Origin of the sequence: Streptomyces sp. NPDC051322, assembly GCF_040689485.1 — a bacterium.
Classification (GTDB): domain Bacteria; phylum Actinomycetota; class Actinomycetes; order Streptomycetales; family Streptomycetaceae; genus Streptomyces.
On record NZ_JBFBAK010000011.1, the window covers coordinates 147564 to 162878 of the forward strand.

The window sequence follows — 15315 nt, forward strand, 5'->3', positions numbered from 1 at the left end:
GAACCGACGGCGAGGAGTTGAGCCGAGCATGCAGTGTCCCAAATGCCATGCACCGATGCACACGTACAACCGCAATGGCGTCCAGATCGAACAGTGCAGCGGCTGCCGGGGGATCTTTCTCGATTACGGCGAGCTCGAGTCGCTGACCCGTCTCGAGTCCCAGTGGGGACAGCAGGTCCCGCCCGCACCACCGGCGCCGCAGGCATATCCGGCCGCCCCGCAGGCTCCGGTCTGGGGCGCCCCGCAGCAGCACGGCGGCGGCCACTACGGCGGGCACGGCGGCCATCACGGTCATCACAACAGGGGGTTCGGCCACATGCTCTTCTCCTCCTGACCGGAGGAACGGACGAAGCCCCCGGCCGTGGAAACGGCCGGGGGCTTCGGTGTCCGTGCGCGATACTGGGATTGAACCAGTGACCTCTTCCGTGTCAGGGAAGCGCTCTCCCGCTGAGCTAATCGCGCGGGTGTTGATCTTCGATCTGTCGTCACTACTGCGTGCGCGATACTGGGATTGAACCAGTGACCTCTTCCGTGTCAGGGAAGCGCTCTCCCGCTGAGCTAATCGCGCGGGACGGACACCCAGCCGTAGCGGGGGATCCAGTGGACGATACTGGGATTGAACCAGTGACCTCTTCCGTGTCAGGGAAGCGCTCTCCCGCTGAGCTAATCGTCCTTGGAGGTGGAGACGGGATTTGAACCCGTGTAGACGGCTTTGCAGGCCGTTGCCTCGCCTCTCGGCCACTCCACCAGGAGTGAGTACGGGGGTCGGGAAGATCCCCACATCGAGCGGACGACGAGATTCGAACTCGCGACCCTCACCTTGGCAAGGTGATGCTCTACCAACTGAGCCACGTCCGCTTGTTTCCGGGGCCACTCGCGCGTCCCGGCGACGTGGTGAACTCTAGCGGATTCCCGGGCCAGTACAAAAACGCGTTTCCGCAGCGTGCTGCGGTGCGTTCGCTCCGGAGTCGGCTGTCGGCGGCCGGTCCTAGACTCGTCACCGTGCCCCACCTCGATCCTTTGGCCCGCTTCGGCCGCCGAGTCGCCTCCGACCTGCGCGATGTCACCGACGACCCGGCAGCCCTCGACTCGTCCGGTTTCTGGGCGGTGACCGCCGACTTCGAGGGCCGACTGGTCTGCGCCAGGTTCGGGGACGTCCGTACGGAACCGGTGCCCGCCGCGGTCCCGGGCCGCTGGCGGGGCCCCGCAGCCGGTGACTGGACGTCCTCGCTCGACCGTGCGGCGTACACCAAGGGCGTCCGGCGCATCCGGGACCACGTGGCGGCCGGTGACGTCTACCAGGTCAACCTCTGCCGGGTGCTCTCCGCACCGCTGCCCGCCCCGGCCACCGCCGACATCGACGCACTCACCTCGCTGCTCGCCACCGGCAACCCCGGCGCGTACGGTGGGACGATACGGCTCCCGGCGCACGGTGTGGAGATCGCCACCGCGTCCCCCGAGCTCTACCTGCGCAGGACCGGCCGGACCGTCGAATCCGGACCGATCAAGGGAACCGCGCGCACCCCCGGGGACCTCCTGGAGAAGGACCGCGCGGAGAACGTGATGATCGTGGACCTGGTGCGGAACGATCTCGGCCGGGTCTGCGCCGGCGGTTCGGTCACCGTGCCGCAGCTCTGCGGGATCGAGCCCTACCCCGGACTGGTCCACCTGGTGTCCACGGTCCGCGGTGAACTGGCCGCCGGCGCCGGCTGGCCGGAGCTGCTCGTTGCCACCTTCCCGCCCGGCTCGGTGACCGGGGCGCCGAAGGCGAGCGCCCTGCGGATCATCGAGGAACTGGAGCCCGCGCAGCGCGGACCCTACTGTGGAGGTATCGGCTGGGTCGACGCCGACCGGGGCACCGCGGAACTGGCGGTCGGCATCCGGACGTTCTGGATCGACCGCGCCGCCGACGGCGGCCCCGCACTGCGCTTCGGCGCGGGCGCCGGCATCACCTGGGGCTCCGACCCCGAGGGTGAATGGGACGAGACCGAGCTGAAGGCGTCCCGGCTGCTCGCGATAGCGTCGGGCGCGAACGAGGCGATCGGAAGGACCACCCCATGAACATCTGGGTCAACGGCGGGCTGCAGGACGCCGACACCGCGCTGGTGTCCGTTCTCGATCACGGTCTGACCGTGGGAGACGGCATCTTCGAGACCGTCAAGGCGACCGGCGGGCGCACCTTCGCGCTGACCCGTCACCTGGACCGGCTGACCCGCTCCGCGCGGGGCCTCGGACTGCCCGACCCGGACCTCGACGAGGTGCGGCGCGCCTGCGCGGTGGTCCTGGACGCCAACCCGATGCCGCTGGGCCGGCTGCGGATCACCTACACCGGCGGGCTCTCGCCCCTGGGATCCGACCGCGGCGACGCGGGTCCCACGCTGGTCGTCGCGGTCGGCGAGACGGTGCGCCGCCCGGACACCACCGCCGCGGTGACGGTGCCGTGGACGCGCAACGAACGCGGTGCGGTGACCGGCCTCAAGACCACCTCGTACGCCGAGAACGTCGTCGCGCTCGCCCGAGCACACGCCGACGGCGCCACCGAGGCGCTGTTCGCCAACACCGTGGGCCGGCTCTGTGAGGGCACCGGCTCCAACGTCTTCGTGGCCATCGACGGCGAACTGCACACCCCGCCGCTGACCTCCGGCTGCCTGGCCGGGATCACCCGCGCCCTGACCCTCGAATGGACCGGCGCCCGCGAAAGCGATCTGCTGCTGGACGTCCTGGAGCGCGCCGACGAGATCTTTCTGACCTCCACCCTGCGCGATGTGCAGGCCGTCCACCGGATCGACGGACGGGAACTCAGCGAATCGCCGGGCCCGGTGGCCGCGAAGGCCATGCGGATCTGGGACGAGCGCGCTGCGGATGACCTGGACCCGTAAATCGAGATGACGGGGCGGCACAAGCTGGGTAGAACTCCCTGGTGACCACCACCCTGCGGCCGACCGGGCCGCTCCAGCAGGGCGCCGACGGCGCGAAGACACGTGCGTATCAGGTCTGCGTGAACAGCCGCCCGGTGGGCGCGGTGGAACTCCGCACGGACCCCTCCTTCGGCTCGCGCTGGGGCGTCATCGCCGGTCTGCGGATCGACGAGCCGGACCGCGGCCGTGGTCGGGGCACGGTCGCCGCGCTCGCCGCCGAGGAGGTGCTGCGCGGTTGGGGCTGCGCCCATGTGCGCGGCTCGGTGCCGGCCGAGGAGACCGCCGCTCTGCGGATGGCCGCCGCACTCGGCTACACCGAACGCAGCAGACACATGCTCAAGGAACTGCCCCAACAGCCGCCCGCGCTCCCCGCGGGCGTCGACTACCGGGGCATGCGCGAGGACGAGTTCGCGCGCTGGCGGGCCGAGGCAGTCCTCAGCTACGCGCAGGTCTGGATCGACCGGGGGGTCCCGGAGGCCGACGCACGTGCCAAGTCCGAGGCCGATCACCGTACGAACCTCCCCGACGGTCTCGCCACCGCGGGCACCACGTTCGACGTCCTCGTGGTCGACGGGCAGGTGGTGGGGCACGTCTGGGTCGCGGGGACGGAAGTACGCCCCGGTGAACAGGGCACCTTCGTCTTCGACGTCGAGGTCGCCGAGGAACACCGCGGCCGCGGCCACGGCCGTTCCCTGATGCGGGTGGCCGAGCGCGAGGCGCTTGCGGCCGGGGCACGGCTGATCAAGCTGAACGTCTTCGCCGACAACACCCCGGCCGTCCGGCTGTACGAGTCGCTCGGGTACCGGGCCATCCAGCGGCACTACGCGAAGCCGCTGCTCTAGGTCCGATCTAAAGGCCGGCGTCGGAGCCGGGGGCCGCACCCGTACCGGCGTCGGTGGCGAGCAGCCGGTCGGTGATCTCCTCCATGCGCTCCCGGAGTCCCTGCTGGCTCTTGCCCCCGTCGAGCCGCTCCCCGCCGATGACATAGGTGGGCGTGCCCGTGACCCCGATCGCCTGGCCCTCGGCCTGGTCGGCGTCGACGGTCAGCAGGTGCCTGCCGTCGATCAGGGCGGTGTCGAACTCGTCGCTATCGAGGCCCAGCTCCCCGGCGGCCTGGAGCAGGACCGGCTCACCCTTGGCCGCGAGCTCCGCGGTGCGAGCGAGTACGGCTTCCGTGTACGGCCAGCCCTTCCCCTGCTCGAACGCCTCCTCGGCGGCCTGAGCGGCGGCGTAGGCATGCCGGTGCTTGTCGAGGGGGAAGTGCCGCAGCCGCACGTCGAGCCGGTCGCCGTAGCGGGCGCGCAGCGCGCGCAGGTCGTCGAGGGCACTGCGGCAGTCGGGGCACTGCAGCTCGCACCAGACGTCCAGGACGACGGGGCGCGCGGGGGAGGAGTCGCTCATGCGGTCAGTCTCCCAGCAGCGCGGCCGGGGGCCCAACCCGGACCCGACAGGAACGGGACCTGAGGAGGATCCGCCCCGGAGATGTCCCTGAGGTGCTACCGGATCGTGGCCCGGGTGCCGTACTCAGGTGCAGGATGGAGGGAAGCACCCACGGCAGGAGGAGACCGGATGATTGCCGAGACCGTCTGTTCCGCGGTGTCCGCGGCAGGGCTGGGCATCGCAGCGATCACGGCGTACCGCAAGCGTTTCCTGTCGGCCACCCGTATCGCCGCCTACTCCCTGGTGCCGGTGGGGCTGGTACTCACGGGTGTGGTCGGCTGGGTGGCCGGCATGGTCTTCAAGCCGTCGGTCTGGCTGGGCTTCGGACTGCTCGGGGTCGCCTGGCTGCTCTTCGTCGTCACCCGAGCCGTCGAGCGCCGCTCCGGCAGCACCCGTAAGGAACGCAAGGCGGCCAAGGAGGCACAGCGCGACGCGGTGGCTCCCGCCGCTTCTGCGCCTTCGCTGCCGGGTCGTGCCACAGCGCCGAAGCCGCAGACCCAGGACGAGCCCAGGACCGCCGCGACGACGGACGACTTCACCGATGTCGAGGCGATCCTGAAGAAGCACGGGATCTGACGGGGCTGCTCAGGCCCCCCAACCGGCTTGCGTGCCACCCACGCGCTCGGCAGCGATGCGCTCCTGCCGCCCCGACGCCAGATAGGCGGAGAACGGGTCGGGGCGCAAGCCCTGCTCCTCGCGGAGCCCGGCGAGGAGCGGGCGGACGTCGGTGTTGTACGCGTCCATCAGTACGGCGTTCGCACCGAGCACGTCGCCGGAGCGCTGGGCCGCGGCGAGCGCCGCCGCATCGATCGTGAGAGCCTTCGCGGTGGCCTCCTGGACGTTCATCACCGACCGGATCATGGCCGGCACCTTGGCCTCGATGTTGTGGCACTGATCGAGCATGAAGTCGACCTGTGCGCCGGGTTCCAGACCGCCGTTGACGACCACCTCGTGCATGATCCGGAACAGCTGGAACGGGTCGGCTGCCCCGGCCATCAGGTCGTCGTCCGCGTAGAAACGCGAGTTGAAATCGAAGGCCCCGAGCTTTCCCTCGCGCAGCAGCAGGGCGACGATGAACTCGATGTTGGTGCCCGGTGCGTGGTGGCCGGTGTCCACCACGACCTTCGCCTTCGGGCCGAGCTTGAGGCAGTGGGCGTAAGCCGTGCCCCAGTCGGGGACGTCCGTGGCGTAGAAGGCGGGCTCGAAGAGCTTGTACTCGAGCAGCATGCGCTGGTCGCCGCCGAGCCGTTCGTACACCACGGCCAGGGCCTCGGCGAGGCGGTCCTGGCGCGTCGCCACATCGTCCTGGCCCGGGTAGTTGGTGCCGTCCGAGAACCACAGCTTCAGATCCGACGATCCGGTGGCGTCCATGATGTCGACGCACTCCAACAGAAGCGCGAGCGCTTTGCGGCGCACGGCGGGGTCGGGATGCGTCACCGATCCCAGTTTGAAGTCGTCGTCCTGGAAGACATTCGCGTTGATGGCGCCGAGCGTCAGCCCCAGCTTCCCGGCGTGCGAAGCCAGCGCGCCGTAGTCGTCGACCCGGTCCCACGGGATGTGCAGCGAAACCCGGGGCGCCACTCCGGTGAAGGCGTGCACCTGTGCCGCGTCGTCCAGCTTCTCGAACGGATCCCGGGGGACGCCCGACTGTGCGAACACCTTGAACCGGGTGCCGGAGTTCCCGTAGCCCCAGGACGGAGTCTCGATGGCCTGCGATGTGAGCGCGGCTCGCACGGCCGAGGATCCGGGCATGGCTCAACCCCTTGGGTGAATCGATTCATTAAACGGCAAGCTAGCGGCGGTAACCGGCCCAGTCAACCCTTGCACTGACATTCGCCGTACGCATGTCCCGCAGCCCGCGACATCCAGCGAACTCCCCATGAACACATGCGTGTTGGCCGGCGAAATCGTCCTCCGCTGCGTCATCATCGGGCCGAGATGCTCGATACCTCGCGGGACGATGTCGCCGCCCCCACCCCTGCCCCTGAGCCGCGTGGCTGCCTCTTCGCGCTCTCCCAGCCACCCCTCATGATCTTTCTCGGGGTGATCGGCTGCCTGCTGCTGATGGCGGCCGTGCACGATCTCTTTCTGCTGTGACTCCTCCTGCTGTGACTCTTTCCGCGGTGGCTCGGCCACCTTCTGCTGGGCGCCGCCGCGTCAGTTCGTGGCCGCCTTGCGCCGGGCCCGGTAGGCGGCGACGTGCAGCCGGTTGCCGCAGGTGCGGCTGTCGCAGTAGCGCCGGGAGCGGTTGCGCGAGAGGTCGACGAAGGCATGCCCGCAGTCCGGTGCTTCGCAGCGGCGCAGCCGCTCCTGCTCGCCCGCCACAACGATGAAGGCCAGCGCCATGCCGCCGTCGGCGGCCAGGTGGTCGGCGATCGAGGCACCGGGGGCGAAGTAGTGGACGTGCCAGTCGTAGCCGTCGTGGTCGGTGAGCTGCGGGGTGGTGCCCGCCGAGGCCACCAGCCCGTTGACGAGCTCGGCCGCGGTACGGGGGTCGGGCGCCGCGAACACGTCGGCGAACCGCTGCCGGACCGCCAGCACGGCTTTCCTGTCCTCTTCCCCGAGGCTGCCGACTCCGCTGACCGAATACTGCTGGACGAACGCGTACAGCCCGGCGACGTCGGCGAGTGGATCGGCGTCCCCGCTCTCCTCGGGAGTGGTGTTCACCAGACCGACTACCGCGTCGAGGGCGATCCGGGTGTCGTGGGGGATCAGCACCATGCGCTCCCTGGCCGGCGGCGGGCCGGCGCCCGCCGATGCTGGCCGACTCTAGTCGCTCGGCCGGCCGGGACCCAGGCATGGCCCGGCTGCCGGAGCGGAGAGGTGCGACGGGTGGAGCGCAGCGAACGCCGCCCCGCGATGGATTCGACGGGAGCGACGCTCGGCATCTGCCCTATGTGATTGTGCGCGGCGCCGTCGCCCCGAGTCGGACGGCGCCGGGCGTCTCGCAGTCTGGCTCAGCTTTCGGCCAGGATGTGTGAGAGCTCGGTGTCAAGGTCGAAGTGACGGTGTTCCGTACCGGGTGGCACGGCGGCGTCGGTCCGCTTCAGGAACGACTCCAGGGCCCTCGCTGGGGCTTCGAGCAGGGCTTCGCCCTCCGGAGAGCTCAGGGCGATGCAGACGACGCCCTGACCGTGGCTGCGGGACGGCCAGACTCGGACGTCACCGGTGCCGGTGGGCCTGTGCAGCCCCTCGGCGAGGAGATCGCGGGCGAAGACCCACTCCACGGTCTCCTCGGCTCCGGTATGGAAGGTGGCATGCACGGCATACGGATCGGCCGTGTCATACCGCAGGCCCGCGGGTACAGGCAGTGATGACTCGCTCGACACAACGAGGCGCAGGTGCAGCTCGCAGCTGACCGTGGTGTTCATAAGCGCCAGGGCCTTTCGCTCAGTGTGCGCTCGGGGATTCGCACGTCGGCGAAATCGACATGCCACCTACGGTGCCGTTGTAAACCCCTCTGACCGTTTTGTGGCCCTTCAGGTCCCTCGTACGGCGGAACGTTGCTTGACGCCATTAGGCCATTGCGGTGAAGCGATGTGAGTCGCTGCTCGGCCCGGCCGGTCGGGTAGGTTGGGAGGTATGGGTACGCAGAGTGACCGGCGGGACGAGTCCGCCTCCGAGCCGGCGCTCGGCTCCCGGGCGCCCGCGTTCGTCAAGGCGTCCAGAGCGCTCCATCTGAGCTGGCAGGTCGGCGTGTTCCTGCTGGGCCTCGCCGTGGTCGCCGGGGGCGTGGTGCTGCTGCCGCTGCCGGGCCCCGGCTGGGTGGTGATCTTCGGCGGTATGGCGATCTGGGCGACCGAGTTCGTCTGGGCCCAACTGGTGCTCCGCTGGACGAAGCGGAAGGTCACCGAGGCTGCGCAGAAGGCGCTCGACCCCAAGGTGCGCCGCCGGAACCTCGTGCTGACGTCGATCGGGCTGGTGATCGTGGCGGTGCTGGTGGCTGTCTACGTCCGGCAGTTCGGATTCGTCATGCCGTGGAAGATCAACCACTGATCCCGGGGTGGTCCGGGGCGGCCTCGCCCATGCGGTAATGTTTGTTCCACGCCCGGGCGATTAGCTCAGTGGGAGAGCGCTTCGTTCACACCGAAGAGGTCACTGGTTCGAACCCAGTATCGCCCACCGCCCGGACCGATGGCCCGGAGGCTTCCCGCCTCCGGGCCATCGGCATTTTCCTGGGCCGACATCGAATCGCTTCGAGGATTTTCGTCCGAACTGTTGACGGCTTCGCCCGGGCTTTCTACCTTGTCCCGCAAGCGCTTTCCTAAAACGTTTCAAAATTTGCGGAGGCCGAACTGTGCACACGACTGGGAGTGTTGACCGCCGTAGCCTGCTGAGAGCGGCCGGCGCGTCCGTGGCCGCGCTCGGCCTGACGGCCGCCGGGTGCGGCGCGGGCGATGGATCCGGCGGCGGCACGGTCACGCTGCGGTATGCGTGGTGGGGGGCGGACGATCGGGCCAAGAAGATCAACCGGACCATCGCGCTCTTCGAGAAGCGATACCCGAAGATCAAGATCAAGACCGACTTCCAGCCCTACGCCGACTTCTGGACCAAGTTCCAGACCCAGGCGTCCGGCGGCAATCCGCCGGACGTCTTCCAGAACGCCATCGGCTTCCTGCGCAAGTACAACGACAAGCACGTGCTGCTCGATCTCAAGCAGCAGGTGAGCGCGGGCCATCTGAGCATGGCCGGCTTCCGGGCCGGGCTGGCGAAGTTCGGCGAGGTCGACGGCAAGCTCCTCGGCGTGCCCGTGGGTTCGAACTCGATGGCGCTGGTGATCGACAAGGACGCGTACCGGAAGGCCGGGATCACCCCGGAGCTCGGCTGGACCTGGAACGACTACTACGCGGGCCTCAAGAAGATCCGTGACACCCAGCACATCGGTGGTGACTCGGGGCCGATGGGGATCATGTACGTCTACGACCTGGTGCTGCGGCAGGCCGGCAAGGCGTTCTTCACGGACAAACAGCTGGGCTTCACCGAGGCGGACCTCACCGAGTGGTGGACCAAGGGCCTCGACGGAGTGAAGTCCGGGATCTACGCCGACCCGAAGAAGATCGAGCAGGTCAAGCCCAAGGCGGGCCTCTCGGCCGGGCTTTCGGGCGGGGAGTTCACCTGGGACAACTTCTCGGTGCGCTACACCGCCGAGGGCAAGGGAAACTACGGCCTGGCCCCCATCCCGTCGACGGACGGAAAAACCACCGGTCAGTACCTCGGTTCCCTGATGCTCAGCGGGTCGGCGCGGACCAGGCACCCCGCGGAAGTGGCCCAGTTCATCAACTTCATGGTCCACGACCCGGAGGTCGGCAGGATCATGGGCTTCGACCGGGGCGTTCCCGCGACGACCGCACAGTTCAATGCGTTCAAGCCGACGGACACCGTCTCGCAGGGCATCTCCGCCTACGAGACGCAGATCGCCGACGCCGGGATCCTGCAGACCATCACGCCGCACCCGGCGGGCGCCGACACCTGCGAGGCCGCCTTCCTGCGCATCGGCACCGACGTGAGTCTGCAGACCACGTCGGTGGCCAAGGCCGTCACGCAGTTCTTCTCCGAAGCAAAGACCGCGCTGGCGTCGTGAGGGGGTCTGCGGTGGCGCATGTCGAGGAGGCCGGGCCGAAGAGGTCCGTCAGGAGCCCCGGCACCCGATCCGGCCCGGGGGCCGACGGCCCGGGCACCCCCGGGAGCGGGGGCCGGGGCCCGGGCCGGGGCCGGCGGGAGAATCTGGCCGGCTATCTCTTCCTCGCCCCGTGGGTGGCCGGCCTGCTGATTCTCACCGCGGGGCCGATGCTCGTATCGCTCTACCTGTCGTTCACCGACTACGACCTCTTCGACGCTCCGAAGTGGATCGGCCTGCACAACTTCGCCGAGATGTTCGGTGATCCGCGCTGGCAGAAGTCGGTCCGGGTGACGTTGCAGTACGTGGCCGTCGGCACGCCCCTGAAGTTGCTGCTGGCGCTCGGGGTGGCCCTGCTGCTCCATCAGAACCGCCGGGGGCAGGCCTTCTACCGGGCCGCCTTCTACACCCCCTCGCTGATCGGCGCGAGTGTGTCCATCGCCATCGTGTGGCGGGCGCTCTTCTCGGACGGCAGCGTCGTCGACCGGGTGCAGCAGCTCTTCGGTATCCACGCCGGCGGCTGGATCAGCAACCCGGAGTGGAAGATCTACTCCCTGGTGCTGCTCACGGTATGGCAGTTCGGCGCCCCGATGGTGATCTTCCTCGCGGGGCTGAAGCAGGTGCCCCGCGAACTCTACGAGGCGGCCGAGGTCGACGGCGCGGGCACCTGGCGGAGGTTCTGGAGCATCACCCTGCCGATGATCTCCCCGGTGCTCTTCTTCAATCTGCTGCTGGAGACCATCCACTCCTTCCAGATCTTCGGCTCGGCCTACATCCTCGGCAGCGCCGGCTCCAGCTGCGGTCCTGCCGACTCCGTCCTCGTCTACACCTGTTACCTCTACGACCAGGGCTTCGCCGGCGGCCGGATGGGCTTCGCCTCCGCCATGGCGTGGGTGCTGCTGGTCACCGTCGGGCTGGTGACGGCGGTCCTGTTCTGGTCCCAGAAACGCTGGGTGTACTACGAGGAGGCGAGCCGGTGACGACAACGACCGTGCGCAGTGGCCACCGCAGGACGAGCGCCGGCTCACTGGCCTGGCACATCGGGGCGCTGGCGATCCTGGCCGTGGTGCTCTATCCGGCGGTCTGGGTGATCGGCGGCTCGCTGAAACCCAGCGACCGGATCGTCGGGAGCCTGGACCTGTTCCCCACCGATCCGATCACCAGGAACTACAGCCGGCTCGCCGAGGGCATCGCGGACATCCCGATCTCCACGTTCTTCGTCAACTCCCTCTTCCTTGCCGTCGGTTCGGTGATCGGCGTGCTGATCTCCTGCTCCCTGGCGGCCTACGCGTTCGCCAGGATCAAGTTCGCCGGGCGCAACGCGCTGTTCGCCGTCATGATCGGCACGCTGCTGCTGCCGTACCACGTCCTGCTGATCCCGCAGTACGTGCTGTTCCAGAAGCTGTCCCTGATCAACACCTACACTCCGCTGCTGCTGGGCAAGTATCTGGCCACGGACGCCTTCTTCGTCTTTCTGATGATGCAGTTCATGCGGAACCTGCCGCGGGAACTGGACGAGGCGGCCCGGCTCGACGGCTGCGGGCACCTGCGGATCTACTGGTCGATCGTGCTGCCGCTGTGCAGGCCGGCCCTGATCACCAGCGCGATCTTCACCTTCATCAACTCCTGGAACGACTTCCTCGGGCCGCTGATCTATCTCAACGAGCCCGACAAGTACACCGTTTCGATGGGTCTGAAGATGTTCGTCGACCAGGACGCCGTCGCGGACTACGGCGGGATGGTGGCCATGTCGATGGTGGCTCTGCTACCAGTGCTGGCGTTCTTCGTGGCCTTCCAGCGCTATCTGGTCGACGGCATGGCGACCTCGGGACTGAAGGGCTGACGGCGTGGTGAATCCGACGCGTACGGCACGGCGGGCGAAGCAGGCCGGTCGCCGCGCCCGGCACCACGAGACCGTCCTGCACTCGCGTTTCGCGATCTTCGCCGAATCGCTGCTCACCGGTGTCTGGCTGGCGGTCGCCGCGCTGCCTCTGGTCACCCTCCTTCCGGCGTTCGCCGCCGGCTGTGCCCATCTGCGGCGCCACCTGGAGAGCCGGCCCAGCGGCTGGCGGGAGTTCGCCGCCGATGTACGGGAAGCGGCGCGCAGCGGCCGGCGCTTCTCGCTGCTGTGGTGGGCGGTGATCGCCCTGCTCGTCTTCGACTGGCGAGTGGCCCGCTCGGGGCTGCTGCCCGGCGGTCCGCTGCTGATCGCCGTCGCGGCGCTCGGCCTGCCGGCGGTCGCCGTCGCCGGGCTGCGCACGGCGGCGGCCTGGCGGCCCGGCCGTCCCTGGCGGCTCGTGCGGACCGTTGATCTCGGGGGGTCCCTGCTGCTCGTCGGGGGGTTCGCCGCGGTCGCGGCCTCTGCCTGGCAGGTCCCGCCGCTCGCCGTCCCGGCCGTCGGCTGTCTCGCGGCGGCGGCCGTGGCTCTGGAACGGCGCGCTGCTCTGCGCTGACCCGCCACGGCCGCCGGGTTGGCCCGGATTCGTCCGTGCTTGCCCGGGGCCGTACAGCACGATCTCACAGACTGTCATGCACCTGACCTGCGTACCTGACCTTCATGAGTGGAGTCCCGATGTCCCCGATTCCCCGGCGTCACGTCCTCAAGGCAGCAGTCCTGGCCGGTGCGGCCACCCCGTTCTCCTGGGTACTCGGCGGTGCCGGCACGGCGACCGCAGCAGTGCGGTCCGCTGACGGCCCGGTCGACATCACCTGGCTGGAGGAGGGCGGGCTCGGCGCCGCCCCGGGCAGTACCTTCGGCGTCCCCTGGCCCAAGGGGCAGTACGGCAAGGACCAGACCTTCGCCCTCGCCACCGCCGACGGCAAGCAGCTCCCCGTACAGACCTGGACCACCGCGACCTGGCCCGACGGATCCCTCAAGTGGACCGCGCACGCGGCCGCCGAAGGCCTGGCGGGAGACAAGAGCTATCGGCTCACCCCGGGCGGCACGGCCGCCGCGCCCGCGAAGGAGGTGACGGTCAGTGAGAAGGGCGGCCGCATCACCGTGCGCACCGGGGTCATCGAGGCCGTCATCGCGCACAACGGCCACCGGCTCATCGATTCGCTGACCCGCGGCGGCACCGAGATCGCGTCGAACGGCCGGCTCGTACTGCTGCGACAGGGCGAGTTCGACGACGACGATCAGGGCAACGCCCGGTGGGAGCGGTTCGACGGCGAGATCACCGGGGCCACCGTCGAACAGCGCGGCCCGGTGCGCGCGGTGATCCGGATCGACGGCAAACACCGCAAGGGGAGCCGCCGTTGGCTGCCCTTCTCGGTGCGCCTCTACTTCTACGCGGGCGCCGATTCCTTCCGCATGGTGCACACCGTCACCTTCGACGGCGAGCAGACCCCCGGCCGCTCATCCGGCGACTTCATCCGCGGCCTCGGTGTCCGGTTCAGCGTTCCGATGCGCGACGAAGCCTACGACCGGCACATCCGTATCGGCGGTGACGACGCCGGGATGCTGCGCGAGGCGGTCAAGGGCATCACGGGGCTCCGCCGGGATCCGGGCGCCGCCGTACAGGCCGCGCAGTTCGCGGGCGAGAAGCTGCCCGACCCGGCCACCTGGGACCAGCGCGTCACCACCCGGCTGCCGCTCATCCCCACCTGGGGCGACTACACCCTGAGCCAGCTGTCCGCGGACGGCTTCACCCTGCGCAAGCGCACCACCGGGGGTCACGGCTGGATCCCGGCGGGCGGCGGCCGGCGCGCATCCGGTTTCGGATACGTCGGCGGGGCGAGCGGCGGACTCTCCTTCGGGCTGCGCGACTTCTGGCAGAAACACCCCGCCCAGCTCGACATCCGCGGTGCCCACACCGACCGGGCCGACGTCACCCTCTGGCTCTGGTCGCCGGAGGCGCAGCCGATGGATCTGCGGTTCTACCACGACGGCATGGGCCAGGACACCTACGCCAAGCAACTGGAGGGACTGGAGATCACCTACGAGGACTACGAGCCGGAGTTCGGCACCCCGTACGGCATCGCCAGGACCAGCGAACTCGTCTTCTGGGCCAATGGATCGACGCCGTCGGCCGAGGTACTCGCCCAGCAGGCCGAAGTCGTGCGTACGCTGCCCCAGCTGGTCGCGCCGCCCGCCCAGTCCATCGCGGCGAAGGTCTTCGGCGGACTCTTCTCCGAGCCCGACCGCTCCACACCCGCCAAGGCGAAGATCGAGGACCATCTGGACTTCCTCTTCACCTACTACCGCGACCAGGTGGAGATGCGCCGCTGGTACGGCTTCTGGGACTACGGAGACTTCATGCACTCCTACGACCCGGCCCGCCACCAGTGGCGCTACGACGTCGGCGGCTACGCCTGGGACAACTCCGAACTGTCGCCCGACATCTGGCTCTGGTACGCCTACCTGCGCTCCGGGCGCGCCGACATCTTCCGCTTCGCCGAGGCGCTCACCCGGCACACCGGTGAGGTGGACGTCTACCACCTCGGTCAGTGGGCCGGCCTCGGTACCCGGCACGGGGTCCAGCACTTCGCCGACAGCGCGAAGCAGCAGCGGATCGCCAACACCACCTACCGGCGCTTCTACTACTTCCTCACCGCCGACGAGCGGGTGGGCGACCTGATGCACGCCAATGTCGACTCGGACGAGACCTTCATGGTCCTCGACCCGCAGCGCAAGGTCCGCACCGATCCCTACACCCCCGACCGGAACGCACTGTCCATCGGCTTCGGTACCGACTGGAGCGGCCTCGTCTCGGCCTGGCTCACCGAGTGGGAGCGCGGCGGACCCGAGGCGGAGAAGGCCAAGGCCCGGGTGCTCTCCACCATGGAGACCATCGCCGCCCAGCCCAACGGCTTCGTTCAGGGCAGCGGGCTGTACGACCTGGACACCGGGAAGTTCGCCGTGGCCGACAAGCCCGTCGTCTCGGTCTCGCACCTCTCGGCGGTCTTCGGCCTCAACGAACTCTGCGCCGAACTCATCGACAGCGTGGACATGCCGAAGTTCAAGGAGGCATACCTCGACTACTGCCGTTACTTCAACGCAACCAAGGCCGAACAAGCAGCCCGGTACGGCTCGAACTTCGGCACGCTGCTGCTCTTCCAAGGCCATTCGCGGCTGGATGCCTACGCCGCCGTGCAGACCGGCGACCCCAAGCTGACGGCCCGCGCTTGGCAGAAGTTCTACAACAGCGACGGATACAAGGAGTCCGCGCCCTGGACCACCGAGAAGGTCACCGGCCCGGTCACCCTGGTGCCGGGCAGCGAGGCGAACTGGGTCTACACCAACGACACCTCGTTGTACGGCCTGGCGGCGATCGAGAACCTGGCACTTCTCGGGGACAAGATGCCCAGCTGAGCACTACCGTCCGCGGGGACCGGCCG

At 69.1% G+C, this 15315-nt stretch carries 16 protein-coding genes and 6 tRNA genes; 13 read left to right on the forward strand and 9 right to left on the reverse strand.

Annotated elements, in window-relative coordinates:
* The first annotated feature begins 28 nt into the window (after positions 1 to 28).
* Positions 29 to 334 carry a zf-TFIIB domain-containing protein gene (locus tag AB0436_RS25065; RefSeq protein WP_366470183.1) on the forward strand — a complete coding sequence of 102 codons (306 nt, stop codon included), beginning with the start codon at positions 29 to 31 and terminating at the stop codon, positions 332 to 334.
* 56 nt (positions 335 to 390) lie between these two features.
* Here the strand turns inward: AB0436_RS25065 and AB0436_RS25070 are convergent.
* From AB0436_RS25070 to AB0436_RS25090, 5 genes are all read right to left on the reverse strand, one after another.
* Positions 391 to 462: transfer RNA gene (locus AB0436_RS25070), tRNA-Val, on the reverse strand.
* 34 nt (positions 463 to 496) lie between these two features.
* Positions 497 to 568, reverse strand: a tRNA-Val gene (locus tag AB0436_RS25075).
* A 33-nt stretch (positions 569 to 601) separates the two neighbouring features.
* Positions 602 to 673: transfer RNA gene (locus AB0436_RS25080), tRNA-Val, on the reverse strand.
* 1 nt (position 674) lies between these two features.
* A tRNA-Cys gene (locus AB0436_RS25085) sits at positions 675 to 748 on the reverse strand.
* A 37-nt stretch (positions 749 to 785) separates the two neighbouring features.
* A tRNA-Gly gene (locus AB0436_RS25090) sits at positions 786 to 858 on the reverse strand.
* 144 nt (positions 859 to 1002) lie between these two features.
* Between AB0436_RS25090 and AB0436_RS25095 the strand changes: the two genes are divergently transcribed.
* The 3 genes from AB0436_RS25095 to AB0436_RS25105 are packed head-to-tail and all read left to right on the forward strand — an operon-like array spanning position 1003 to position 3760.
* Positions 1003 to 2061 carry a chorismate-binding protein gene (locus AB0436_RS25095; RefSeq protein ID WP_366470184.1) on the forward strand — a complete coding sequence of 353 codons (1059 nt, stop codon included), beginning with the start codon at positions 1003 to 1005 and terminating at the stop codon, positions 2059 to 2061.
* The gene (locus AB0436_RS25100; RefSeq protein WP_366470185.1) at positions 2058 to 2879 is read left to right on the forward strand and encodes an aminodeoxychorismate lyase; all 822 of its coding nucleotides are present in this window, start codon (positions 2058 to 2060) and stop codon (positions 2877 to 2879) included. Before AB0436_RS25095 ends, AB0436_RS25100 begins: the two co-directional genes overlap by 4 nt.
* Positions 2880 to 2920: 41 nt before the next feature.
* Positions 2921 to 3760, forward strand: coding sequence for a GNAT family N-acetyltransferase (locus AB0436_RS25105; RefSeq protein WP_366470186.1), 840 nt, complete (start codon positions 2921 to 2923; stop codon positions 3758 to 3760).
* Between the two features lie 7 nt (positions 3761 to 3767).
* On the opposite strand, the gene AB0436_RS25110 is transcribed toward AB0436_RS25105, so the two are convergent.
* A complete protein-coding gene (locus tag AB0436_RS25110; RefSeq protein WP_366470187.1) occupies positions 3768 to 4319 on the reverse strand; it encodes a DsbA family protein in 552 nt (183 codons plus the stop codon).
* Positions 4320 to 4487: 168 nt separating this feature from the next.
* Between AB0436_RS25110 and AB0436_RS25115 the strand changes: the two genes are divergently transcribed.
* A complete protein-coding gene (locus AB0436_RS25115; protein ID WP_366470188.1) occupies positions 4488 to 4934 on the forward strand; it encodes a hypothetical protein in 447 nt (148 codons plus the stop codon).
* 9 nt (positions 4935 to 4943) lie between these two features.
* Here AB0436_RS25115 and rhaI read toward each other — a convergent pair whose 3' ends face one another.
* Complete coding sequence (gene rhaI / locus AB0436_RS25120; protein WP_366470189.1) at positions 4944 to 6110, reverse strand: L-rhamnose isomerase; 1167 nt, start codon at positions 6108 to 6110, stop codon at positions 4944 to 4946.
* Positions 6111 to 6296: 186 nt separating this feature from the next.
* On the opposite strand from rhaI, the gene AB0436_RS25125 reads away from it, so the two are divergent.
* Entirely contained in the window at positions 6297 to 6455 is a 159-nt protein-coding gene (locus AB0436_RS25125; RefSeq protein WP_365854550.1) for a hypothetical protein, read from the forward strand.
* Between the two features lie 60 nt (positions 6456 to 6515).
* Here AB0436_RS25125 and AB0436_RS25130 read toward each other — a convergent pair whose 3' ends face one another.
* Positions 6516 to 7076, reverse strand: a complete 561-nt coding sequence (locus AB0436_RS25130; RefSeq protein ID WP_366470308.1) for a CGNR zinc finger domain-containing protein — start codon at positions 7074 to 7076, stop codon at positions 6516 to 6518.
* A gap of 239 nt (positions 7077 to 7315) precedes the next feature.
* Complete coding sequence (locus AB0436_RS25135; protein WP_003959770.1) at positions 7316 to 7729, reverse strand: SsgA family sporulation/cell division regulator; 414 nt, start codon at positions 7727 to 7729, stop codon at positions 7316 to 7318.
* A gap of 211 nt (positions 7730 to 7940) precedes the next feature.
* Between AB0436_RS25135 and AB0436_RS25140 the strand changes: the two genes are divergently transcribed.
* From AB0436_RS25140 to AB0436_RS25170, 7 genes are all read left to right on the forward strand, one after another.
* Positions 7941 to 8354 (forward strand): TIGR02611 family protein, encoded by a 414-nt coding sequence (locus AB0436_RS25140; protein ID WP_366470190.1) that lies wholly within the window; start codon positions 7941 to 7943, stop codon positions 8352 to 8354.
* Positions 8355 to 8408: 54 nt separating this feature from the next.
* Positions 8409 to 8480, forward strand: a tRNA-Val gene (locus tag AB0436_RS25145).
* A gap of 175 nt (positions 8481 to 8655) precedes the next feature.
* A complete protein-coding gene (locus AB0436_RS25150) occupies positions 8656 to 9939 on the forward strand; it encodes an extracellular solute-binding protein (RefSeq protein WP_366470191.1) in 1284 nt (427 codons plus the stop codon).
* Between the two features lie 11 nt (positions 9940 to 9950).
* On the forward strand, positions 9951 to 10955 hold the full coding sequence (locus AB0436_RS25155) for a sugar ABC transporter permease (RefSeq protein WP_366470192.1): 1005 nt from the start codon (positions 9951 to 9953) through the stop codon (positions 10953 to 10955).
* Entirely contained in the window at positions 10952 to 11818 is an 867-nt protein-coding gene (locus AB0436_RS25160; protein WP_366470193.1) for a carbohydrate ABC transporter permease, read from the forward strand. The genes AB0436_RS25155 and AB0436_RS25160 overlap by 4 nt, the downstream gene beginning before the upstream one ends.
* Positions 11819 to 11894: 76 nt before the next feature.
* Complete coding sequence (locus AB0436_RS25165) at positions 11895 to 12428, forward strand: hypothetical protein (protein ID WP_366470309.1); 534 nt, start codon at positions 11895 to 11897, stop codon at positions 12426 to 12428.
* 119 nt (positions 12429 to 12547) lie between these two features.
* On the forward strand, positions 12548 to 15289 hold the full coding sequence (locus tag AB0436_RS25170) for a Tat pathway signal sequence domain protein (RefSeq protein ID WP_366470194.1): 2742 nt from the start codon (positions 12548 to 12550) through the stop codon (positions 15287 to 15289).
* The last annotated feature ends 26 nt before the right edge of the window (positions 15290 to 15315 follow it).